Genomic DNA, 22,565 nt, shown 5'->3' on the forward strand with positions numbered 1-22,565 from the left:
TATCTTTACGCCGAGATAATGCGATACCGAGCGGTACGACGCAAGCGAGCTGCCACAGGTCTGTGAACTCCCGCGTCTATTGGGTATCCCCCCCATTCCCTTGCCGGAGCCCAAGATGAGTTCAACCTCGATCACCGCAGACGACGCCTCCTGGCTCGATCTGTTTCGCGGTGCCAACGCGCTGCGCGTGCTGGTGCTGGCCGCAGGCGTGGCACTGCATGCCATCAACCTCTACCTGACCACGACGATCCTGCCGAGCGTGGTCGACGACATTGGCGGCGTGGCGTTCTATGCGTGGAACACGACACTGTTCATCGTCGCGTCGATCACCGGGGCGGCCGTGGCGGCGCAGGTGATCCAGCATCTCGGGCCGCGCGGCGCCTACCTGCTGGGCGCCATGGTGTTCGGCGGCGGCTCGGCGCTGTGCGCGCTGACGCCCACCATGCCGGTGCTGCTGGTCGGCCGTGTGCTACAGGGGTTGGGCGGTGGCGTACTGCTGTCGGCGCCGTATGTGCTGATGCGCAGCGTGCTGCCCGAACCCCTGTGGCCGCGTGCGCTGGCGCTGCTCTCGGGCATGTGGGGCATTGCGACACTGCTCGGGCCGGCGGTGGGCGGCATCTTTGCGCAGTACGCGACGTGGCGGCTGGCGTTCTGGTCGCTGGTCGTGCTGATTGCGCTGGCGGCGGCTGCAGCCGTGGTCGTGCTGAAACCGGCAGCCCCCCAGGCAGAACGTCCGACGCCGGTGCCGACGCGCCAGCTCGTGCTTCTCGCGGTTGCCGTGGTGGCAGCGTCGTGGGCCAGCGTCAGCGACTCGCCGTGGCTGGGCGCACTCGGCTTGATCGCGGCCGCTCTCACACTGCTGGCAATCCGTCGTGTGGAGATGCGCTCATCACGCCGCATCCTGCCCGCCGATGCGTACACGGGCCGCACGGCGCTCGCCGCGCTGTATGGCGTGTCTGCGCTGCTGGCCGTTACGGTCACGTGCACGGAGATTTTCGTGCCGCTGTTCCTGCAACGGCTGCATGGGCAGAGCCCGCTGATTGCCGGCTACATCGCGGCCACGGCGTCGGCCGGCTGGACGCTCGGCGCCATCCTGAGCGCTGCGCTGCGCGCGGCGTCGGTCACACGCGCGATCCGCTTGGCACCGTGGGCGTGCGCGCTGGGCTTGCTGGTACTGGCGATGCTGGTGCCGATAGGCGCGGGCAGCGCGTGGATGACCACGCTGATCATCGTCGCGCTCACGCTGGTGGGACTGGGCGTGGGCGTTGTGTGGCCGCACCTGGGCAACCGCATCATGACGGCGGCGCCGGCGGAAGACCATGACCGTGCATCGGCGTCGATCGTGACGGTGCAATTGGTGGCGACGGCGTTGGGGGCAGCGCTGGGCGGGGTGGTGCTCAACACGCTGGGGGCGGCAGGCTCGGCGCCTGATCTGGGCGCCGCGTCGCGCTGGCTGTTCCTGCTGTTTGCGGTGGCGCCGGTGGGGGCGCTGGTGATTGCGCACACGGGGCTCCGCACCCGGCTCACCTCTTCGACACGCTAGACGGGCGTTGAGCCCAGCAGTCTGCCACCGCACAGAGAACAACGCTGCACGAACGCTCCTCAGCATGCCGCCGAAGACGCGGCGCTGCCAGCGGGCAGCCAGACACCCTTCTCAACATCCCCGAGTGAAACAACCATGCAGGCGCATGACATCGAGCAGCCAACCCGGCCGCAGACAGACCATCCCTTTGCCGCGCGCAACACCGTGGCGCTACTGGCCGTATGCTTGGCCGCCCTGATGTTCGGGTTGGAGATTTCCAGCGTGCCGGTGATTCTCCCCACGCTGGAAGTGGCGCTGCATGGCGATTTCAGCGGCATCCAGTGGATCATGAATGCCTACACCATCGCCTGCACTGCGGTATTGATGGCGACGGGAACGCTGGCGGACCGCTATGGCCGCAAACGCGTATTCCTCTACACGATCGCATTGTTTGGCGTCGCCTCGCTGCTGTGCGGCCTGGCGTGGAATACGCCCATCCTGATCGCCAGCCGCTTCTTGCAGGGCGCGAGCGGTGGCGCGATGCTCATTTGCCTCGTGGCAGTGCTCTCGCACCAGTTCCCCGAAGGCGCCGAACGCGGCAAGGCGTTCGGCATCTGGGGGATCGTCTTCGGCATCGGGCTCGGCTTCGGACCGCTGATCGGTGGCCTGATCGTCGCCATGTCCGGTTGGAAGTGGGTCTTCTGGGTGCATGTTTTCATCGCGGCCCTGACATTCGGCCTTGCCATCGTCGGCGTGCGCGAATCACGCGATCCGCATGCAAGGAGATTGGACCTGGCTGGCATCGTCACCCTATCCCTCACGGTGCTGGGGCTTGCCTACTTCGTGACGCAGGGCGCCGACACAGGTTTCGGCAGCGCTTCCGCCCTGAGGGTGATTGCAGCGACTGCGGTCAGTTTTGCGCTATTCCTTATCGTGGAAATGCGCGCCGCGCACCCGATGTTCGACTTCTCGGTATTCCGGGTGCGCAATTTCTCGGGCGCGTTGCTTGGCTCAGTGGGCATGAACTTCAGCTTCTGGCCGTTCATCATCTACCTGCCCATTTACTTCCAGAGTGCGCTGGGGCAAGGTGCGGCGGCAGCAGGCGTGTCGCTGCTGGCCTATACCCTGCCTACGCTGGTGTTCCCACCCATCGGCGAGCGGCTGGCGTTGCGGTACCGGCCGGGCATCGTCATTCCCGTCGGCTTATTCATCATTGGGCTGGGGTTCTTCCTGATGCTCATTGGCAGCAGCATCGATCAGGCGAGTTGGCTGACCGTACTGCCAGGCTGCCTGCTGGCTGGCGCGGGCTTGGGCATCACCAATACGCCTGTGACCAACACCACCACGGGCTCGGTGTCGCCCGCACGCGCCGGTATGGCGTCCGGCATCGACATGAGCGCCCGCATGATCTCCCTGGCCATCAACATTGCTTTGATGGGATTTCTGCTGATGCAAAGGGTGCTGCAATATCTGCAAATCGCGCTGGTCAAATCGGCCGACGAAGCATCCTGGCGCGCGCTGGCCAGCCGTATTGCGTCCGGGAATTTGCATGCCGCTGACGCTACCGCGTGGGCGCCCATGTCCCCAGAGACGCTGGAGACAATCGGCCGCGCGGCGCTAGTGCACGGCTTCGGCGGGGTCATGCTCTACAGCGGCATCGCTGTCTGGGTGCTCGCTGCTGCCAGCTTCCTGATCTTCTCCGGCAGAAAGGCGCAGCGATGACCGGTCGCCACGCGGCGTCCTGCGTGGATCGCCGTGCTTGCCATCCTCGGCACCTTCGGGCGAGTCGTCTCTGACTGCGATGTGCCGGCAGTGCACACAATGACGTCTACGGCTCGATGTCGGAGCCCGCACTCATCGCTGGTATCCCTTCCAACATCGCGGGTCGACGATGCGTGCTCTTGAGCAGGGCCCTGCCTTGTCGCGTGCACCAACAGCGCCGCATCACGCGACTTGTCCTTCGACGCAATCACCGCCGACTTTGGTCAACGCATTCAGCAGCCCCGCGCGCAGCATGGTCAGCGCATGGCTCTTTTCATCGAGTTCTGCAAGCTTTGCTTGCAGACACGCGACCTTTTGCGCAACAGCGAACGTCGGACTATCCCAGACATGAATGACGTCGTTAATTTCCGCGAGCGTGAAGCCCAGCGCTTTCGCGTGGATGATCAGCCGTATCCGCTGTAACGAGAGTTCGGAGTAGCGCTTGTACGTATTTGTGGCGTGAGGTTGTGTTGCCTTGTCCAGCAGCCCCATGCGCTCGTAGTAGCGCACGGTATCGCGCGAAACGCCCGCTCGCTTGCATAGTTCGCCGATGCGCATGTTGCCTGTACCCAATGTTGTGGATCGTCATTAGGGCTTGACCGTTGCCTTTAGTCAACGGTTTACAGTCCGATCCACCTTCCACTCCATCAGCAGGCCATGAAAAATTGTTTCGATTTTCGCGGAAAAACAGCACTCATCACGGGTGCATCGTCGGGTATCGGGCGCGAGTTCGCCTATGCGTTAGCCAAACGTGGCGCGAAACTTCTGCTGGTTGCACGCTCTCGCGACAAGCTGCACGAGCTGACCGCTGAATTGCGACGCGACTACGCCTGCGACGCAGATTTCCTGACGGTTGACCTGAGCGCACCTGACGCCGTCCCTACGCTGGCGCATCTTCTCAAGGCGACCGGCACGGTCGTCGATGTCCTCATCAACAACGCGGGCTTTGCGACTTACGGACGCTTCGAAACGATTCCGTGGACGCGCCAACGCGATGAAGTGCTGGTGAACTGCATGGCAGCGATCGAGTTGACGCATCTTCTGCTGCCGGGGATGCAGGCACGATCCGATGGCGCAGTCATTAACGTCGCGTCAACAGCCGCATTCCAGCCCGATCCTTATATGGCGATCTACGGCGCCACCAAGGCCTTTCTTTTGTCATTTTCAGAAGCCGTCTGGGCTGAGAACCGGCATCGCGGCATTCGGGTTCTCGCGCTATGTCCCGGCGCGACGCAAACCGGTTTTTTTGATGTCGTTGGCGCAAAGGAAGCGGCTGTCGGCACGCCGATGCCTGTCGCGAGCGTGGTGCAGGACGCACTGTGGGCGCTGGATCGCAATCGGAGCTATCGGATTGTTGGGACACAGAATCGGCTGCTTGCCAATTTGCAAAGGCTGTTGAGCCGCGAGATGTCGGCACGCCTGGTTGAGAAAATCCTTCGACCGAGAGGCGCTCAGGAACTGGAGACAGGAGATACCAGCGCGTAGGGTACGGCCAGGTAGCCGGTCAAGGTTGAGAGCCACGGATCGTTTTCGGTGGATAGCTCGCCAGCACGACCGAGGTCGTGACCGGACCGAATCTGGCCAGCGCATCGATTGCCATTTCGAGTTGTGTCATCTCTGCGACCACCATGCGGACCATGAAGCAGTCTTCGCCGGTGATCCGGTGCGCCTCGACGATTTCAGGCATCGCATCGAAGGCGCTGAGGCACTGCTTGATCTGAGCGTGGGTGGTGCGGATTCGCACGATCGCTGAGATGCCACGCCCCACGAAACCCGGATTGATCCGCGCCCCGTACCCCTCGATGACGCCTTGCTCTTCCAGTCTTTTGATGCGCGCAGCGACAGCTGGTTGCGGCAGTCCGATCTGCCCGCTGCCTAAACTCGGCCCAACGGACGTCCGCGTCGTGCGGCCACCGACAATGTAGCCCACAGGGCAGTGACCCCGGCCGCCAGCATTGCTATTTCACCTGCAGGCAGAACACCCAAATCGAACTGGCAGTCCAAATGCGTTGCCGGAACGTCGGTGTCGCGCGTGAGAGTCCAAAAACCTCAACTGGATCGCCTAGACCGCGCCCATAGTAGCGGTTGGCAAACGAACGCCCCGAAATGCCTCTCCAAGCTGAAGTGCCGCGCTTCGTCAGTCCCCCGTGTCGACCAGCATGTCAAGAATCCGTAGAAACTTTTGTGCCAAAGCCAACTTCATCTGAGCATCGCGGCGCGCGAAGCCCTGCACCAATTCGGCGATGCACAGGGTTCATGAGCGCGATCCGTTGCTGGCAATCTCCCCTAGAAACCGGAGCGAAGCTTGTTCCAATTGCGTGATGCCCGGCTCTTCAGTCGGAAAGTGACTGCAGTTTTCCAGCATCACCAATCTTTTTTCGCCCTTGATGCGATCGAAGAACTGTCGGCTCGATTCGAAGCCCGTCCAGCGGTCGTCCCCCGGGTGCGCCAGCAGAACCGGACAGTGATCGAAGTCTTCGGGCTCGACATCCGGCCGAACGGTGAAAATCGACTGCATGAAATTGACCGGCACACGTACGCCGCCACCATAGGGGTCCTCGGCAACAAGCCGGTTTAGCGCTGGATCGCTCGACATCGCGCCCATTTTGGTAAACCACTTCACGGGAAGTCTCAGCCTGCCGAACACCGGCGCACAGAAGGGCAACAGCGGCATCGCGGCGTGTAACACCAGTGCGTTGCGGGCGAACTGGCGCCTCACCAGCGGTGAGCGCGGATCCGCAAGGGTTGTGGCGATCACGCCGGCAATCGGGCCGGCGCCCATTCGCGCCGCGCACAGGTACGCCAGGTAGCCACCAAGGCTTCCACCGCACAAGACGACGCGTCGCCCCGTGTTTTGGTACTCGGTGGACGCCAGATCGCATAGCAAGTCGGTCCACGCCTGATAGGTCACCAGTGAAGGAGGCGCTTGACTCAAGCCATATCCCGGCAGATCCGGGGTGACCACCTCATAGCCGGCCGCGTGCAGTAGCTTGCCAATCGGCACGAACAGCCGGCCGTATCCTCCACCTCCATGCACTACGATCACCGTCAACGGCGATGCCGCACAGGGAAATCGATCGAGATGGATCGATGCGCCCTTCCAAGGGAACCACTCTTCATTTGGGCCGCTGGCGGCGGTAACTCGCGCGTGTGCGGGGAAAAAAGATTGGTACTGTTCCCAGTAGGTTTCCGTCTTGTAGCTTGCTTCGGGCATCGGCAGATTGTGTTCGCAATGGGCGATTCATTTGTCGAGATCGGACCTGCTGATTCGCTGGACGTATCGCTCTCGTCCCTGTTGGTCTGCGGATTGCTCAGGATCGACTACCTGATTTCGCCAATCGCCTTGGGCGGATAGCTTGCCAATACGATCGAGGTCGTCACAGGTCCAAATCTGGCCAGCGCGTCGACGACGGTTTCGAGCTGCTTCATTCTTTGGACTACCGCACGCACAATGAAGCAATCGTCGCCCGTGATCCGGTGTGCCTCGATGATCTCAGGCATCGTCGCGAAGGCCTTCAGGCACTTCGTGATCTGCGCGTGAGTCGTTTGTATACGGATTAGCGCGGAGATGTCACGACCGGCCAGCTCGGGGTTGATTCTTGCCGAGTAGCCTTCGATCACGCCTTGCTCCTCTAGTCGCCTGATCCGCGCGCTGACAGCCGGCTGCGACAATCCAATCTGCTTGCCCAGCTCGGTATTCGTCACGCGCGCATGCGTTTGTAGCACCTCGAGAATGCGCCAGTCGAGTCGATCCAGCTCCACCGCCTTAGGTTTCATTCGTTTAAGCCCTTCAATTCCGTGTATTCGAAGCCAGTTGGCATTGATTTCAATGGCTCAGCCATTCTGACAGAGCGCATCGGCTTTTACACTGGATGCTCATTCAGGGAGGCTAAATTCAACATGAGTCAACGAGTTCTGATCGTGCCCGGTTACGGCAATTCAGGGGCAACACACTGGCAAACCATCTGGGAGGCTGCGAAGCCGGGACACTGGCGTCGCATGAAGATCGAAGACTGGGATCACGCCGTCTGCGATGAATGGGTAGCGGCAATCGATCGCGAAGTGACGGCTCTCGGTGCCGATACGATCATCGTCGCGCATAGTCTCGGGTGCCTCGCGGTTGTGCATTGGGCTATGCGTCACGCGGTCACCATTCGAGGGGCACTGCTCGTAGCTGTTCCAGACCCATCGGCATCGGCCTTTCCCAGCGCCTTTTGCGACGGGTTCTCGCCCGTGCCGTCAGCAAGATTGCCTTTTCGCAGTATCGTGGTTGCAAGCAACGACGATCCCTATGGGGCTATCAGCTATGCAAAGTCCTGTGCCCGTACATGGGGCAGCGAATTTCTCGACGTCGGAGCACGTGGACATTTGAATGCCGCGAGCCGACTGGATGACTGGGCTGAGGGATACAAACTCCTACAGCATTTTGATGTGAACACACTGACTTGACAGGCAATCTCGCGAGCGAATCTCTGGTCTGATGTTCAACTCAAGACTCAATCCTGACGTTCTGCGTCTGGCCTCCTCACAAGCGCTGGCCGGTGCCAACTCGACGGTCATCTTTGCGACCGGCGCCATCATCGGCCACATGCTTGCGCCAAGTCCGGCCCTGGCCACCGTGCCGGTCTCCATCTTTGTCGTGGGGATGGCCGCCGCGACGCTTCCCGTTGGCGTGGTGACCCGGCGCTACGGCCGGAAAACCTCTGCCCTGTTCGGTAGCGTATGCGGCGTGACTGTCGGCCTGCTGGCGGCGCTGGCGCTTGTGATCCAGTCGTTCAGCCTGTTCTGCGTCGCCATGCTGTTTGGTGGTGCGTATGCGGCGGTCGTGCTGACGTACCGCTTCGCGGCCGCCGAATGCGTGCCGGCAGAGCATCGCGCGCGGGCCATGTCCACCGTGCTGGCCGGGGGGGGGGGCGGCGAGCGTGCTCGGGCCGCAGTTGGTGACGGCCACCATGAATCTATGGTCGCCGCACGCGTATGCGGTCACCTACCTCGCCTCTGCTGGTACGGCCGTGCTCTCGGCCATCGTGCTGCAGGGCGTGCGGTTCGAGCACCAGCCGCCGGTCTCGGCCCACGCGCATGGGCGACCGAGTTCCGACATCATGCGGCAGCCACGCTTTGTTGTGGCAATGCTCTGCGGCGTCGTGAGCTACATGATGATGAACTTCATGATGACCTCCGCACCGCTGGCCATGGAGCTATGCAGCATCCCGCGTGTGCATGCCAACTACGGCATCGAAATCCACGTCATCGCCATGTATGCGCCGAGCTTTTTCACGGGGCGGTTGATCGCGCGCTTCGGTGCGCCACGCGTGAGCCTGGCGGGGCTGGCGTTGATCGCCTTAGCGGCCGCGACGGGCATGACCGGCGTGTCAGTGAATCACTTCTGGGTCGCGCTGCTGCTGCTCGGTTTGGGCTGGAATTTCGGCTTCCTGGGTGCCTCGGCCATGGTGCTGACGTGCCACACCCCGGCGGAAGGCCCTCGCGTGCAGTCCATCTACGACTTTGTCGTGTTTGGGGCCATGGTTGTCGGCTCGTTCGCATCGGGCGGCTTGCTGGCAACCTACGGATGGCCGCTGGTTTGTGGCCTGATCCTGCCTCCGGTGCTGGCGGCGGCGGTCAGCCTTTTCTGGCTGCGGCGAGCCCACGCGCCAACCGGCCCACTGGCACAGCGCGGTTAATAGCCGCTCCATCCGCTCTGACTACGTGCGTATCGCCCTGTCACCCTCTTCTGATGCGGTGTCGCGTAACCCCACTATCCGTTGTCGGTTGGAAATCGGACGCCGTCAGCGAGGTGTCGCCGGCCAGCGATCACTATCGACCGGGGCTATGTAAATACGCCCTGTTCACCCAGACTGGATCAACAGGTGCAGGTTAGGTGGCGAAGCCCCTAGGAAAAGATAAATGCGTATGCGACTTTCGGTCTGCTTGGGTTTTCCGACATCGCATCATCAGCAACAGTGGACTCTACTGCTCCCTGCCTCTATTCGTCCCAACGGACGTCCACGTCGTGCAGCAAATGACCGCCAAGAATGTAGTCCCCAAATGTTGCAGTCTTGGCTTCCAGCTTCTCCAGCTCGCCCGTGGGCAGCGCATCTAGATCGAACTGGCAATAGAGATTCCGCTGGCGGAATGTCAGCTTGGGGCGAGAGAGCCCAGCCACAAGCGCCTTCAATGATCGGACGGCGATGTTTTCCTGGCTGCGAAACTCCACGCGAATCCCGGCTTTCTGGCCCATGCGGCCCAGCTCGACGGCATCCTGCCAGCCGGTTTCGTAATCCAGCTCAACAACTGCAATTTCGCTCGTGTTTAGCAGTCGCAGCGCTTCTTCTCGCGTACCAGCGCGCGCTGTTGTCATCTCTTCCCCTATCCCCTTCGTGAACGCCCGGAAACCAGCCGTTGCGCTTGTCCTATTGTAGCGATGGGCCAGCCGTCCGGCACCAAAGGTTAGGCCTGCTACAACGCCAAGCTGAAGGGCTTTCGAGCAACAGGCGCCCATCGACGACGACATGATTTACGAATGGCGCGGCCAGTGTGGTCCGCCTCGCCTGAACCGGTTATCTAACTTGGCTGGAGCAGGGATGGTCAGGCAGTCGTAGGGTCGACAACATTGGCACGTCATCGGAGATGAATCGCCCCGGCCTCAGTAGTGTAGTGGTCTAATGAATCCGGACACTGACTTAGGCGAGAATGCTCGCAGGAGAGAGGTGCCTGATGGTCAAGCAACGACGTTCGTTTTCCCCCGAGTTCAAGCAGCAGGCTGCCTGCCTGGTTCTCGACCAGGGCTACAGCCATATCGAAGCGAGTCGCTCGGTCGGCGTCGCCGAGTCGGTGCTGCGTCGCTGGGTGCAGCAGCTTCAGATGGAACGCCAGGGCATCACGCCGCGAGGCTTGGCCATGACGCCGGATCAGCAGCGTATCCAGGAGCTTGAAGCGCGTATTGAGCGCCTTGAGCGCGAGAAGGCTATTTTAAAAAAGGCTACCGCGCTCTTGATGTCGGAAGGCATCGAACGTACGAGGTAATCGATCGGGTCTGCCAAACCGAATCAGTCGAACTGGTGTGCGGGGTCTGTGATGTGCTGCGCTCTTGTCTGTATGCCCATCGGGAGCGGGCTCGGCATGTCGATGTCGAGCGCATGGCGCTGCGCAGTCGCGTCCCCGAACTGTTCGTCGAGAGCCGAAGCTCGGCTGGCAGCAGAAGCATCATGGGCATGATGCGCGAGGAAGGCACGGTCATTGGCCGCGTCAAGGTCAGTCGGCTGATGGAGGAGTTGGGGCTGATCTGCAAGCAGCCGGGCTGCCACGCCTACCAACGGGCCACGGTCGAGCGAATCGACATTCCAAACCACCTCAACCGCCAGTTCGAGGTCGATGCGCCGAATCAGGTCTGGTGTGGTGACATCACCTACGTCTGGGCGCAGGGTCGCTGGCATTACCTGGCAGCGGTGCTTGATCTGTTCACGCGGCGCGTCGTCGGCTGGGCGTTCTCGACACGCCCCGACGCCGATCTGGTCGTGCAGGCGCTGGACATGGCTTATGAGCAGCGCGGCAGAGCGCAGGGACTGCTGTTTCACTCGGACCAGGGTGGCCAGTACGCCAGCCGGAAGTTCCGGCAGCGCCTGTGGCGCTATCGGATACAGCAGAGCATGAGCCGTCGTGGCAACTGTTGGGATAACTCCCCGATGGAGCGACTGTTCCGCAGCCTGAAAACCGAGTGGTTGCCGCCAGTGGGTTACATGACGGCGCATGAAGCACACCGGGACATCAGCCATTACCTGATGCACCGGTACAACTGGATACGGCCACATCAGTTCAATGACGGACTCGCGCCGGCTGTCGCGGAACAAAAACTTAACGCAGTGTCCGGGATGGGTTGACCACTACAGTGAGGCGGGGTTGAGAAAAACGGGACCGCGCGGTAGTTTCGAGTCGTCGGTCGACTTCCGGTCGGCCAACGTCGGCGGCTCAGCGGTAGGTGGGCATGTTCCCCCCGATCCGAGCGCTCTCATCGCAAGGGTTCGCCATCGCTGAAACCGGCCTGCTACTGCTTGCATGGCAGCGGGGATTGAACGTTTCCGCGCCGAGGCGCAATCCTTTGGCATGGAATGCGACCCGGCTTCACGGCGTGGCGGATGGGGATCACAAGAGGGAATGCCTCCCCACCTGTATTACGAATTGTTTCAGGATTCTCACAGCACGCTACAAGCGCATGCCGTGGGGGGCTATGGGTCGTTTACGCAGGCCCCATCAGGCTTTCGCCCTCCCGGCTGCCCCGCGTTTCGATGGGCGATGCGCGGGCGCCAAGGCGTTCAGCACAGCATGTTGTTACGTCCGTGAAACGCTTTGCCGCATGCTTGCCGCGCGGATGCATGGCGGCTTTCTCGCGCTTCTTGTGATGGACCGCATGGCGCATTCCTTGCTTAGTCTGTGTGAGCTTCGTCGCACGTTTTTTACTGGGGCGAACGGACCGAAGCATTCGAACTATGCGGCAGGAATTCCCGTGAGGTTTTGGGACAACGAACACAATTCAGGCGGCCGGTGCGCCCAAGCGGCCGAACTGAGGAGGAGTCGCCGTGAGCACCGTACATCGCCTGTTGATCGCGGAGGATCATCATTTGCTCAGGTGTGGTCTGCGATCCATGTTGTCCGCCTTGGGTGAATACGACGTGGTCGGGGAAGCAAAGGACGGAAGGGAGGCGTGCCAACTGGCCATCTCGCTGGCCCCGGACCTGGTGCTGACCGATCTGTCGATGCCCGGCATGAACGGCATCGATATGGTGGCGACGATCAAGCGCCGCCTGCCGCAGATCCGCGTGGTCGTGCTGACCGTCTACAAGTCGGAAGAGTATGTGAGGGAAGCGCTGCGCGTGGGGGTCGACGGCTATGTCCTGAAAGATGCGTCGTTCGAGGAACTGGTGGCTGCGCTGCGCGCGGTCATGCAGGGCAAGCGACATCTGAGCGCCGATGTCTATGGCAACGTGGTCAAGTCGTTTGTCAATGGTCATGAGGCACTGGCGCCCAAGAGCACCTGGGAAACGCTGACCGCGCGCGAGCGCAGCGTGCTGCAGCTCGTGGCCGAAGGCCGGACCAATCGCCAGGTCGGGCTCTACCTGAACCTCAGTCCCAAGACGATCGAGAAATACCGCGCGCACCTGATGGAAAAGCTCGGCGTCGGCAATGTGACCGGGCTGGTGCTTGCCGCGATCGGCCTGGGCTTGATCGCACCGCAGTCGGATCTGCAAAGCGACACCAATATCGAGCCCCCGGCGTATCGCCGTGAGGTGAGGTGAACGGGCGGCGGTGGCTTGACGGTATTGAGGTCACCGTGGGCGGCTGCCCGTGGTCATGCGCGCCATAGCGCGGAGACCAGCGTGCCGTCGCCCACGCTCGACTGGATGAAGAAGCTGCCGCCGTTGAGCTCGACCCGCTGTTGCATGCCGATCAGGCCGAGGCCGGATTGCGACACCGGGTCGGCAAACAGGGGCTGCGTGTCGAAGCCGATGCCGTTGTCTTGAATCGTCAGCAGGATGCCGCTCTCGATGCGGCGCAGGCTCAGGCGGATTTCGGTGGCCGCGCCATGCCTGATCGCGTTGTTCATGGCCTCCTGCGTGATCCGGAAGATGTCGGCCTTCAGGTTGTCGGGGACCTCCTCGTCTTCGACGCCGCTATCGAAGCGCACGGCAAGGTGCCCCGCTTCCTGTTCGACACGCTTGCACAGGGCGTCGAGCGAAGCGGCCAGGCCGAGGCGATCGAGCAGGGCGGGGCGCAGTTCGCTGCAGATGCGGCGCAGGTCGCCGATCGATTCGCGGATGCGCAGCACGGCGGTATTGAGCAGCTCGGCGGCCTCGGTGATGTTGTTGCGATGGATATGGATCAGGGCATCCTCGACCGTCAGCTTGACGAGCGTCAGCGCTTGGCCCAGCCCATCGTGCAGCTCAGCCGAGATCCGCTTGCGCTCCCTTTCCTGGCCGATCATCAGAAAGGCATATTGACGCTTGGCATCCGGTTCGGCCGATGGCGGGCTGGCGGCGGCGTCCGGCGCAGCGGGTTCGCTTGCGGACGGCTCTTCGAAGATGGTCAGCAATGCGCCGATGCAGCCATCGCTGTCGAAGATCGGATGCTGGTGCAGCAGCACCGAGGCGTGGCGGCCGCCGCGCATGGACAGCTGCGCACGAAACGAATGGAACGTCCCCGAAGCACAGCGCGACAGCCCATCGATGATGTCCTGCCGTCCGCCGTTCGCCGCCATGTCCACCAGGGAATGGCCGATCAGTTCGTTGCCCGAGTAGCCGAAGATGGCGCCGGTGCTGTCGTTCGCGGAAACGAAATGTCCGTCGGGAGACAGGATGCAAAACGCCGCGCCGCGGACATCGGACGCCGCGTCGAAGTTCTGTTCGTTGGGCTGAACGGTTGCGGTCAGCTTGCGGACAGCATCGATGACGTCACGCCACGTCAGGTGGAGGTGCCGGCCGTCGCGCTGCGAAGAGGTTTTCATCTGGCCTCCGAACGGGGGACCGGTTGATGCGGTGCGACATCAATACGCGCCGCTGCTGCACGCGCCGATTGCCGGCATGCGCAGTGTCTGCGCTCGGCCATCGCGACCTCGGGATTCTTGTGATCACATTTTAGGTTTCGCCGGGCCGCGCGCAACGGGGGGCTGTGCGCCTACCGACCATCGGGGCGTTACCCATACGAGGGGGAGGGGGTTCCTCACTTCTTCCACCGTGATGCACAGACAAGAATGAGATCAAGCCCAGTTGGGCCGGCTGTCCCGGAGGACGGAAAGGGAGGGGCGTCGTGGTGCTTGATACGCGAATGATCGGGGTCTTGCGTTGCCCACGGGATGACGGCGGCAGCGTCTTCGCACGTCGATGCGCGCGCCGGGAAGGGGGCTTTACGCTCCTGGAGCTCCTGGTCGTGATGGTCATCATCGGGTTGCTGGCGGGCCTGGTGGCGCCGCAGTATTTCGATCAGATCGGCAAGTCCAACCTCAAGATCGCGAAGGCGCAGATCGAGTCGCTCGGCAAGGCGCTCGATCAGTACCGCCTCGATGTCGGCGCGTATCCGAGCACGGAGGAAGGCCTGGACGCGCTCAACACGCGGCCGCAGAGCCAGCCGCGGTGGAGCGGCCCCTATCTGAAGAAGGCGGTTCCGCTCGACCCGTGGGATCGCCCGTACGTCTACCGGTCGCCCGGCGAGCACGGCGAATACGACCTGTACTCGCTGGGCAAGAGCGGGCAGCCCGGCGGCACCGGCGAGAACGTGGCGGTCACATCGTGGTGAAGGCGCGGACCGGCTGGCCGTGAAGCCTGCGGCCGGGCCGTTAGAGGGGGCTGAGGTGAAGTACTTGCTGCGAGTCTTCGATTCCGGTGGCCTGGTGCAGACGGTCTGCATCGAGGGCGACACGCCGGCCGGCGCGACCGCGGCAGCGCACGCACGGGGCTGGAAGGTGATCGCGGTCCGGGCCGGCGGCGCGCGCGGCCGGCACCGCATCCGCGGCACGGTGCTGGGAGGGACGGCATTCGACGTCGAACTGTTCGCGCGCGAGCTCGCGGCGCTGCTCGATGCGGGCGTGAGCGTCATCGATGCGCTGCGCACGCTCGGCAGCAACGAACGCCGGGAGGCATCGGCGGCGGTCTATCGCGATCTGCTGCGGCGCCTGGAGGAAGGCCACGCGCTGTCGGCGGCCCTGGAGCTGGCGGACAACGTCTTCCCGCCCGTGCTGGTGGCCTGCGTCAAGGCCAGCGAGCAGACGGGCGGTCTTGCCGCCAGCCTGAAGCGCTATTCGCAGAACAGCGCGACGCTGCAGGCCTTGCGTGCCCGCGTGGTGTCCGCGTCGATCTATCCCGCCGTGCTGCTTGCCGTGGGAGGCTCGGTTGCCGTGTTCCTGCTCGCGTTCGTGGTGCCCCGCTTCGCCGGGCTGCTGGAGCACAGCGGGCGCGAGCTGCCGATGCTGTCTCAATGGCTGATGGCCTGGGGCGCGATGGTGCATGCGCATGGCCAGGGCCTCGCCGTCGGGTTTGCCATCTGTGTGCTGGCCGGAATCGGCGCGTTGCGTCGCCAGGCGACGCGCAGCTGGGCCACCGATCGGCTGCTCTCCCTGCCGGGTGTCGGCGAGCATTTCCGTGTCTACCGGCAGGCACAGTTCTTCCGCACGTCGGCCATGCTGGTCGATGGCGGCATCCCGGCCGTGCAGGCGTTCGATCTGGCGTGCGGACTGGTCAGCCGCGCGGATCGCGCCGCGCTGGCGTCGGCCATGGAGCGCATTCGCAATGGCGGCAGGATGTCCGATGCGTTTCTCGGCAGCGGGCTGGCCGACCCGATCACCTACCGGCTGCTGACGGTCGCCGAGAAGACGGGTGGGCTGGGGCCGGTGCTCGACAAGATCGCCGCCTTTCAGGAGGCGCACGTCTCCCATGCGATCGACCTGGCGTCACGGCTGGTCGAACCCGCCATGATGATGGTGATCGGCGTCGTGATCGGCGGCATCGTCGTGCTGATGTACCTGCCGATCTTTCAACTGGCGTCGAGCGTCCAGTAGGTGCGCCATGGACACGAACTGCGCAACCCCCGACTCGCGCGGCACCCTGTACCGCGATGCCTTGCGCGAACTCGGCGAGCGCTACGGCTCGGGCATCCGGGCGCTGGAGGCACTGCCGGCGCATGTCGATGCCGACGCCGATACGGTGCTGGCGCTGCTTGCGCAGGCGTTCCGGATGACGCCCATCGGCATCCGCGAGATGCATGGGCTCGAGCCGGATTTCAGCGTGATGCCGTTCGTCGAGGCCACCGCGCGGCTGTGCATGGGCTTCCGCGACGGGGCGGGCCTGCTGTTCGTGATCGCCGATCCGCTCGACGCCCGCATCCGCGGCTGCATCGACCAGCGCATGCGCGCGCGCCCCACCGTGCCGTACCGGTGGTCGCTCGCGAGCGTCGGCGATCTGAATGCCTATCTTGCCGCCCGCGAAAAGGATGTGCGGGCGATGGACACGCTCGCGATGGACGGCGCCGTGCGGGGCGCCAGCGAGACGGCCGCGCTGGCCCTGACGCTGCAAGGCATCAGCCATGACGACAGCCCGATCGTCCGGCTGCTCAATTCCACCATCTACGACGCGCTGAAACTGCAGGCGAGCGACATTCACCTGGAGTGCCGTGCCGGCGGGCTGACCATCAAGTACCGGATCGACGGCGTCCTGAATGTCGTCAGCCGGATGGAGGGGCGTGAGCTTGCCGACCAGGTGCTGTCACGGCTGAAGGTGATTTCCGAGCTCGACATCGCCGAGCGGCGGGTGCCGCAGGACGGGCGCTTCAAGGCGCAATACGCGGCGCGCGACATCGACTTTCGGGTGTCGATCATGCCCAACCAGTTCGGCGAGGATGCGGTCTTGCGGATCCTGGACCGGTACCAGCTCTCGCAGGCCGCCGGCGGGCTCACGCTCGAAGCGCTCGGGTTCCAGGCGGGCGACATGTCGTTCATGCGCACGGTCGCGGCCATGCCCTATGGGATGCTGCTGGTGACCGGCCCGACCGGCAGCGGCAAGACGACCACGCTGTACGCCATTCTCACCGAGATCAACGACGGCCTCGAGAAGATCGTCACGATCGAGGATCCGGTCGAGTACCAGCTGGGCGACATCCTGCAGATTCCCGTCAACGAAGCGAAGGGGCTGACGTTCGCGCGCGGCCTGCGGTCGATCCTGCGGCACGATCCCGACAAGATCATGGTCGGCGAGATCCGCGACAGCGAGACCGCGCAGATCGCGGTGCAGGCCGCGCTGACCGGCCACCAGGTCTTCACGACCGTGCACGCGAACAATGTGTTCGACGTGATCGGGCGTTTCACCAACATGGGGGTCGATTCGTACAGCTTTGTTTCGGCGCTGAACGGCGTGATCGCGCAGCGCCTGCTGCGCCGTTGCTGCCCGGATTGCGCGACGCAGGAGCGGTATGCGCCGGAGCTGCTCGCGCGCGCCGGCATCGAGCCCGATGCGGCGCAGGGTTTCCACTTTCGGCGCGGCATCGGCTGCGCGGCGTGCCGCGGCACCGGCTATCGCGGCCGCCGCGCCATCGCAGAGGCGCTGCGCATGAATGATGAACTGCGGCAACTGCTGTCCGAGCGCGCGCCGATCGGGCAGATCAAGCAGGCGGCGATGCGCAGCGGCATGACGACGCTGCGCACCGCGGCGGTCAAGCTGGTTGCCGCGGGCGAAACCACGCTTGAGGAGATCAACCGTGTCACGCTTGTCGACTGAGGCCTTGGCGATCGGACTCGGTGCCAGCGCGCTGGCGCTGGGCCGGCGTCGAAGCGTGCTGTCGCGGTTGCACGCGGCGTTTGGCGCGTGGGGCGCGCTGCGTTCGGGGCGATCCGCGGACGCGCAGGCGGACACCACGGCCGAATCCGCGTCCGACGATGTCGACGCCCCCGACCTGATGGTGGAGATCGATGCGGCGCTGCGCTACACGGAACAGGGTGCGCTGGACGCGCTGCGCCGCGCGCTGACGGGCGACACGCCGGCGACGGCCGGGCCGGCAGGCGCCGGCGCCCGCGCAACGCGGCGCGCGGCGATCGTGCTGGACGATTTCTGGGGGCAGCACGCGATTCTGCGCGGTGATTTTCGCTCGATGTCCGCGCACGACCTCGATGAGGTTGCGTGTGCGTACGTTGCCGACGTGTTCGGCGCCGAGACGTCCACCGTGTCGACGCGCTGGCAGTTGCGCGACGACGGGCGCGCGCTTTTTGCAAGCGCGCTGTCACGTTCGCTGCTGGATGGCATTGGCGAGGCCTGCGCCGCCGCCCGGGTCGAGGTCGGGAGCATCACGCTGGGGCTGCCGCAGCGGCTGAACCGCGTGCGCCGGGCATTGGCGGGGCGCGATGGGTTGCTGCTGGTCGTCGATGAAACGATGCTGCACGCCGTGACGCTCGATGGCGGCCGCTGGCTCGCCTACGACGCGCAGCGTGTCTTTGCCGATGCGGGCGGTGTTGCGGCGCCGATCGCCGAGGTTGCCCGCCATGTCTTTGAGCGGTCCCTGGTGCGGCAGCATGATGACTGCGAGGTCTATCTCTGCGGGCTGGCTGTCGACCCCCGGCAGTTCGACCCGTGCTTCGAGCGTGTCCATCCGCTGACGGGCCACATCAGCGGCCACGCTCCCGCACGATGCCTGATGAGGTTCGCGCAATGATGTCGCCTCTCAACATCGACTTCGCGCGGCGCCGGACCGGCCCGACCACGGCCGGGGTTGCGCTGATGATCGCAGCCGCCTTGCTGCTGCTGTTCGCGGGCGATGCGCTGTGGCGTGCCTACCGCAACAACGACCGCGCCCGCGCCGAACTCGCCGCGGTGGCGGCGAGCGCGCCGGTCAAGACGCGCGCCGCAAAGCTGGAGCCGACCGCGCTCGAGAAACGGACGGCCAAGGACAGCCGTGCCGTGCTGTCCGAACTGACCGTGCCATGGCAGGACCTGCTGGCCATCGTGGAAGGGTATCGCGGGCACGACGTGGCGCTGATCGGCATCGACCAGATGCCCGCGCAAGGCCAGATCCGCATCACGGCGGAAGCGAAGGATTTCGAGGCCTTGATCGGCTATCTCAAGTATCTGCAGGAAAGCCGGCTGTTGCGCGAGGCGGCGCTGAACACGCACCTGATCGAAACGACGGTGCCGGGTGTGCCGGTGCGATTCCAGGTCACCGCGGTGTGGAGAAAACCATGAGCGCGACCGGGCTGCGCGATCCGCTGTTGGCCGTGCAATTCGCCTTGCGGCGCGGGTTCGGCTGGACGGGGCTGGCCGGTGCCGTGCTGCTGGCCGTGGCCGCCGCAGCCCGGCTGGCCACGCCCGCGCTCGAATCCGGCACGCGCGAGCTGCATCACCAGGCGCAACTGGCGCGCGCCGCGGCGGCGCAGGCGGCCGCGCATGCGGCGCGCGCCGACTCGGATGCACAGTTGCTGGACACATTGCCCGAACGGTTCCCGCTCTTCGCCCAGAGCAGCGACGACGTGGCGACGATCCTGGCGCAGGCGCGCGCGGTGAATCTCACCCTCGGCTCCGCGCAGTATCAGATCGGGGCCGATCGCTCCGGCGCGTACACGACCTACCAGGTGCTGCTGCCGGTCAAGGACCGCTATGTCGCGATCCGGCGTTTCGTGGCGCTGGTGCTAAACAGCCTGCCCAACGCCGCGCTGCAGGAGATTCACGTCGAGCGGCCCGCGGTCAGCGGCGATGTGCTGGACGCGCGCATCCGGTTTGATCTGATCTACCGGGCGAGCCGATCATGAGACCGACCCTCGTCATGCGCAGCCTGGCCGGCGTGGCGGTGATTGCCATCGCCGCGCTGTCCTATTGGATCGGCGTGCAGCGCCTGCACGCGTCGCGCGCGGAGGCGGCGGTGCCGCACAGCGGGCAGCAAGCGGTGGCGCAGTCGGGCTTGCCGGACGGGAAGGGCGCCGCCGATGCTCGCGCGGGACATCGATCCGACCGGACCGCGGCCAAGCCGGCCACGGCAGACGCCCAGGCGCAGCCCGCCACCGGCACGGACGGGCCGACGCCGCGCGCGCGCCTTGCCGCCTTGCGGCCGCCGCTTTCTCCGGAGTCGGAGAACGATCCGTTCACCGTGCTGTCATGGCTGCCGCCTCCGCCGCCCCCACCCGCGGCGGCAGCGCCCGCCCCCGAGCCGGCGCCGCCGCCGAGCGCGCCTGCGCTGCCGTTCGTGTACCTCGGCACGCTCAATCCAGAGGCGGCCAAGCCGCAGGTGTTCATCAGCAGCGGGGACCGGCTCCTGATCGTTTCGCCCGGGGATGTGATCGACGGGGTGTACCGATTCGAATCGATCGCGGCCACGGAAGCGCGCTTTACCTACCTGCCGCTCAACCAGCGGCAAGTGATGTCCGTTCAAGGCGAGGGGAACTAAATGAAACCGTCCTGCCGTCCGGGTGCGGCGCTTGAAGCGGACCGCTGCCCATCGTTCCCCGATCGAAGCGCCGCCACGCCGCACAACGGTCTGGCGTGGGCCATGGCTGTGGTCCTGATCGGCGGGTGCGCCACCACCAGGGACATCGAGCAGCTGCAGACCACCAGCCAGCGGGAGCCGACCAACGCGCAGCTCAAGCTCAAGTACATGGATGAGCGCGACCGCCAGGTCAAGGACTTGCTCGACGGGGCGGACCGGCTGCGCCTCATCCACGATTTCGACCGGGCCCAGGTCCTGCTCCTGCAAGCCCTGCGGCTGGATCCGGGCAACGAGCGCGGCAGGCGCATCGCCGCCGCCATCGACGTCGACCGGCGCAACGGCGCCGTGCTCCAGGAAGCGGAGCGGATGATGGCGCGCGGCTCGTATGATGGCGCGGCCGAGCGCGTCGAGCACGTGCTCGCGGAGAATCCGAATGATGCCGGCGCGTTGCGCCTCTACCGCGAGATCAGCGAGAAGCGGCGTCTGCAAAAGCAGGCCGCCGAAGAGAAGAACGCCGCGGCGTCGATCATGCGCAAGCCGGTGTCGCTGCAGTTCCGGGATGCCAACGTGCGCATGGTGTTCGAAGCGCTGTCGCGCACGACGGGCCTGAGCGTCATCTTCGATCGCGATGTGCGCGTCGATCTGAAGACCACGATCTTCGTCTCGAATGCCTCGCTCGAAGACACGGTCGACATGATCCTGCTGCAGAACCAGCTCGCGAAGAAGGTGCTCAACGCCAACACGGTGTTCATCTATCCGGCCACGCCGGCCAAGCAGCAGGAATACCAGGACCTCAAGGTGCGCACGTTCCAGCTGTCCAACACGGACGCCAAGCACATCGACACGCTGCTGAAGAATCTTCTGAAGATCAAGGAGATCGTCACCGACGAACGGGCCAATACCGTGTCGATCCGGGCGACGCCCGAGACCATCCGCGTGGCCGAGCGGATGATCGCCGCGCAGGATCTGCCCGAGCCGGAGGTGATGCTGGAAGTCGAGGTGCTGGAGGTGTCGCGCGACCGGCTCACCGATCTGGGCATCGACTGGCCGAACAGCTTCTCGCTCGGGACGCCGTCCTCGGCAAGCACGTGGGGCGCGCTGCATCACCTGACGGCCAATCAGCTCACGGCCAGCGGGCTGTCGGTGACGGCCAATCTCAAGCTGACCGATACCGACGCGAACCTGCTGGCGAGCCCGCGCATCCGCACGCGCAACAAGGAGAAGGCCAAGATCCTGATCGGCGACAAGGTGCCCGTGATCTCGAGCTCCAGCGTGCCGAGCACCAGCGGCCCGGTCTATTCGCAGTCGATCCAGTACCTGGATGTCGGCATCAAGCTGGAGGTCGAGCCCCAGGTGTACCGGGACAACGATGTCGGCATCAAGATGAGCCTCGAGGTCAGCAACATCACCCAGATCATTTCGAGCAGCAACGCGCAGACCGGCCTGAGCTCGCTCGCTTACCAGATCGGCACCCGCAATGCGTCGACGACGCTGCGGCTCAAGGACGGCGAGACCCAGATTCTCGGCGGCCTGATCCAGGATGAGGATCGGGACGCGGCTAACAAGGTTCCGGGGCTTGGGCAGTTGCCGGTGCTTGGGCGCCTGTTCTCGAACCACAACGGCGACCACAAGAAGACCGAGATCGTGCTGCAGATCACGCCGCATATCGTGCGGCCGCAGCTGGCGGCGGATGCGGATACGCGCGAGATCTGGTCCGGCACCGACAGCACTGTGCGCACCGAGCAATTGCGGCTCGATCCGCCGAGCGTGGCCGCGCCCGCCGCGCCTGCCACACCTGCTGCGCCTGCTGCGGCGCTTCCGGCGCCGGCCGCCGGGGTGGCGGTCGTCTCCCCGGGCGCCGTCGGCGGCGGCACCACGGGTGGCGAACAGACGCCCAAGGCTGCCGCGCCGGCCGCGGCCAGCGGCGTGGTTCCGCCCAACGGCGCGTTTGGGCAGCCGCCCGCCGCGCCGCGCACGACGCCGCCGCCGGCAATGTTCGGTGGCCGCTTCATGACCACGGTGCCGCCGCCCGAAGGGGTTGTGCCACCGGCGCCGCCGGCACCGGCACCGGCAGCTGCGCCTGCGGCGGTGGCAGCGCCGGCAGCGGCGGCACCAGCAGCAGCACCGGCGGCTGGCACGGCCGGGCCCGAGGCAGCGGCAGCGGTCAGCCCGACCGAGGCCGCACCGCCCGCACCCGCGCCGGCAGCGCCATACACGCCAGCGCCCGCCGCGCCCGCCGCCGCGCCGCCAGCGGCATCGCCGCCGCCGATCGTGCCGACGCCGCCGAGCGACATGCCGAGCGATAACCCGTTGCATCCGATCCCGACGGGGGCGTACTGAG

The 22,565-nt window shown here is 64.8% G+C and carries 20 protein-coding genes and 1 pseudogene; 15 read left to right on the plus strand and 6 right to left on the minus strand.

What is annotated here, in order from left to right:
* Positions 1–115: 115 nt before the first annotated feature.
* Both GO999_RS05275 and GO999_RS05280 read left to right on the plus strand, forming a co-directional pair.
* Positions 116–1,543, plus strand: a complete 1,428-nt coding sequence (locus GO999_RS05275; RefSeq protein ID WP_211906629.1) for an MFS transporter — start codon at positions 116–118, stop codon at positions 1,541–1,543.
* A gap of 135 nt (positions 1,544–1,678) precedes the next feature.
* Complete coding sequence (locus GO999_RS05280; RefSeq protein WP_064477944.1) at positions 1,679–3,244, plus strand: MFS transporter; 1,566 nt, start codon at positions 1,679–1,681, stop codon at positions 3,242–3,244.
* Positions 3,245–3,466: 222 nt separating this feature from the next.
* On the opposite strand, the gene GO999_RS05285 is transcribed toward GO999_RS05280, so the two are convergent.
* Positions 3,467–3,841 carry a heavy metal-responsive transcriptional regulator gene (locus GO999_RS05285; RefSeq protein WP_011002247.1) on the minus strand — a complete coding sequence of 125 codons (375 nt, stop codon included), beginning with the start codon at positions 3,839–3,841 and terminating at the stop codon, positions 3,467–3,469.
* Between the two features lie 99 nt (positions 3,842–3,940).
* On the opposite strand from GO999_RS05285, the gene GO999_RS05290 reads away from it, so the two are divergent.
* Positions 3,941–4,768 carry an SDR family NAD(P)-dependent oxidoreductase gene (locus GO999_RS05290; RefSeq protein ID WP_211906630.1) on the plus strand — a complete coding sequence of 276 codons (828 nt, stop codon included), beginning with the start codon at positions 3,941–3,943 and terminating at the stop codon, positions 4,766–4,768.
* A 19-nt stretch (positions 4,769–4,787) separates the two neighbouring features.
* Here the strand turns inward: GO999_RS05290 and GO999_RS05295 are convergent, their stop codons facing one another.
* The 3 genes from GO999_RS05295 to GO999_RS05305 all read right to left on the minus strand — a co-directional run bounded on the left by GO999_RS05295 (position 4,788) and on the right by GO999_RS05305 (position 7,060).
* Complete coding sequence (locus tag GO999_RS05295) at positions 4,788–5,204, minus strand: Lrp/AsnC family transcriptional regulator (protein ID WP_211906761.1); 417 nt, start codon at positions 5,202–5,204, stop codon at positions 4,788–4,790.
* 333 nt (positions 5,205–5,537) lie between these two features.
* On the minus strand, positions 5,538–6,497 hold the full coding sequence (locus GO999_RS05300) for an alpha/beta hydrolase (protein WP_211906631.1): 960 nt from the start codon (positions 6,495–6,497) through the stop codon (positions 5,538–5,540).
* A gap of 107 nt (positions 6,498–6,604) precedes the next feature.
* Positions 6,605–7,060 (minus strand): Lrp/AsnC family transcriptional regulator, encoded by a 456-nt coding sequence (locus GO999_RS05305; RefSeq protein ID WP_011002243.1) that lies wholly within the window; start codon positions 7,058–7,060, stop codon positions 6,605–6,607.
* A gap of 123 nt (positions 7,061–7,183) precedes the next feature.
* Between GO999_RS05305 and GO999_RS05310 the strand changes: the two genes are divergently transcribed.
* Both GO999_RS05310 and GO999_RS05315 read left to right on the plus strand, forming a co-directional pair.
* Entirely contained in the window at positions 7,184–7,732 is a 549-nt protein-coding gene (locus GO999_RS05310; RefSeq protein ID WP_211906632.1) for an alpha/beta hydrolase, read from the plus strand.
* 31 nt (positions 7,733–7,763) lie between these two features.
* A pseudogene (locus GO999_RS05315) lies at positions 7,764–8,964 on the plus strand (MFS transporter).
* Positions 8,965–9,266: 302 nt separating this feature from the next.
* Here GO999_RS05315 and GO999_RS05320 read toward each other — a convergent pair.
* Complete coding sequence (locus tag GO999_RS05320) at positions 9,267–9,641, minus strand: hypothetical protein (protein WP_011002240.1); 375 nt, start codon at positions 9,639–9,641, stop codon at positions 9,267–9,269.
* Positions 9,642–9,997: 356 nt separating this feature from the next.
* Between GO999_RS05320 and GO999_RS05325 the strand changes: the two genes are divergently transcribed.
* A protein-coding gene (locus tag GO999_RS05325; protein WP_211906633.1) for an IS3 family transposase occupies positions 9,998–11,160 on the plus strand; the annotation gives its coding sequence in 2 pieces (ribosomal slippage) (positions 9,998–10,253 and positions 10,253–11,160; 1,164 coding nt in all).
* 696 nt (positions 11,161–11,856) lie between these two features.
* The gene (locus GO999_RS05330; protein WP_011002237.1) at positions 11,857–12,573 is read left to right on the plus strand and encodes a response regulator; all 717 of its coding nucleotides are present in this window, start codon (positions 11,857–11,859) and stop codon (positions 12,571–12,573) included.
* A 53-nt stretch (positions 12,574–12,626) separates the two neighbouring features.
* Here the strand turns inward: GO999_RS05330 and GO999_RS05335 are convergent, their stop codons facing one another.
* The gene (locus GO999_RS05335; RefSeq protein WP_011002236.1) at positions 12,627–13,778 is read right to left on the minus strand and encodes a sensor histidine kinase; all 1,152 of its coding nucleotides are present in this window, start codon (positions 13,776–13,778) and stop codon (positions 12,627–12,629) included.
* A 320-nt stretch (positions 13,779–14,098) separates the two neighbouring features.
* Here GO999_RS05335 and gspG point away from each other — a divergent pair, with 320 nt between their 5' ends.
* The 8 genes from gspG to GO999_RS05375 are packed head-to-tail and all read left to right on the plus strand — an operon-like array spanning position 14,099 to position 22,564.
* Positions 14,099–14,566 (plus strand): type II secretion system major pseudopilin GspG, encoded by a 468-nt coding sequence (gspG, locus tag GO999_RS05340; protein ID WP_011002235.1) that lies wholly within the window; start codon positions 14,099–14,101, stop codon positions 14,564–14,566.
* A 55-nt stretch (positions 14,567–14,621) separates the two neighbouring features.
* Entirely contained in the window at positions 14,622–15,824 is a 1,203-nt protein-coding gene (locus tag GO999_RS05345; RefSeq protein WP_011002234.1) for a type II secretion system F family protein, read from the plus strand.
* A gap of 7 nt (positions 15,825–15,831) precedes the next feature.
* Entirely contained in the window at positions 15,832–17,535 is a 1,704-nt protein-coding gene (locus tag GO999_RS05350) for a GspE/PulE family protein (RefSeq protein ID WP_020832423.1), read from the plus strand.
* Positions 17,536–17,539: 4 nt separating this feature from the next.
* Complete coding sequence (locus GO999_RS05355) at positions 17,540–18,463, plus strand: hypothetical protein (RefSeq protein WP_240438053.1); 924 nt, start codon at positions 17,540–17,542, stop codon at positions 18,461–18,463.
* Positions 18,460–18,990 (plus strand): hypothetical protein, encoded by a 531-nt coding sequence (locus GO999_RS05360; RefSeq protein WP_211906634.1) that lies wholly within the window; start codon positions 18,460–18,462, stop codon positions 18,988–18,990. The genes GO999_RS05355 and GO999_RS05360 overlap by 4 nt, the downstream gene beginning before the upstream one ends.
* Positions 18,987–19,553 (plus strand): hypothetical protein, encoded by a 567-nt coding sequence (locus GO999_RS05365; protein WP_020832421.1) that lies wholly within the window; start codon positions 18,987–18,989, stop codon positions 19,551–19,553. The genes GO999_RS05360 and GO999_RS05365 overlap by 4 nt, the downstream gene beginning before the upstream one ends.
* Entirely contained in the window at positions 19,550–20,185 is a 636-nt protein-coding gene (locus GO999_RS05370) for a secretion system X translation initiation factor (RefSeq protein ID WP_225891648.1), read from the plus strand. The genes GO999_RS05365 and GO999_RS05370 overlap by 4 nt, the downstream gene beginning before the upstream one ends.
* A complete protein-coding gene (locus GO999_RS05375; protein ID WP_211906635.1) occupies positions 20,186–22,564 on the plus strand; it encodes a type IV pilus secretin PilQ in 2,379 nt (792 codons plus the stop codon).
* Position 22,565 lies beyond the last annotated feature (1 nt).

The sequence above is a fragment of the Ralstonia nicotianae genome, assembly GCF_018243235.1.
GTDB classification, from domain to species: domain Bacteria; phylum Pseudomonadota; class Gammaproteobacteria; order Burkholderiales; family Burkholderiaceae; genus Ralstonia; species Ralstonia nicotianae.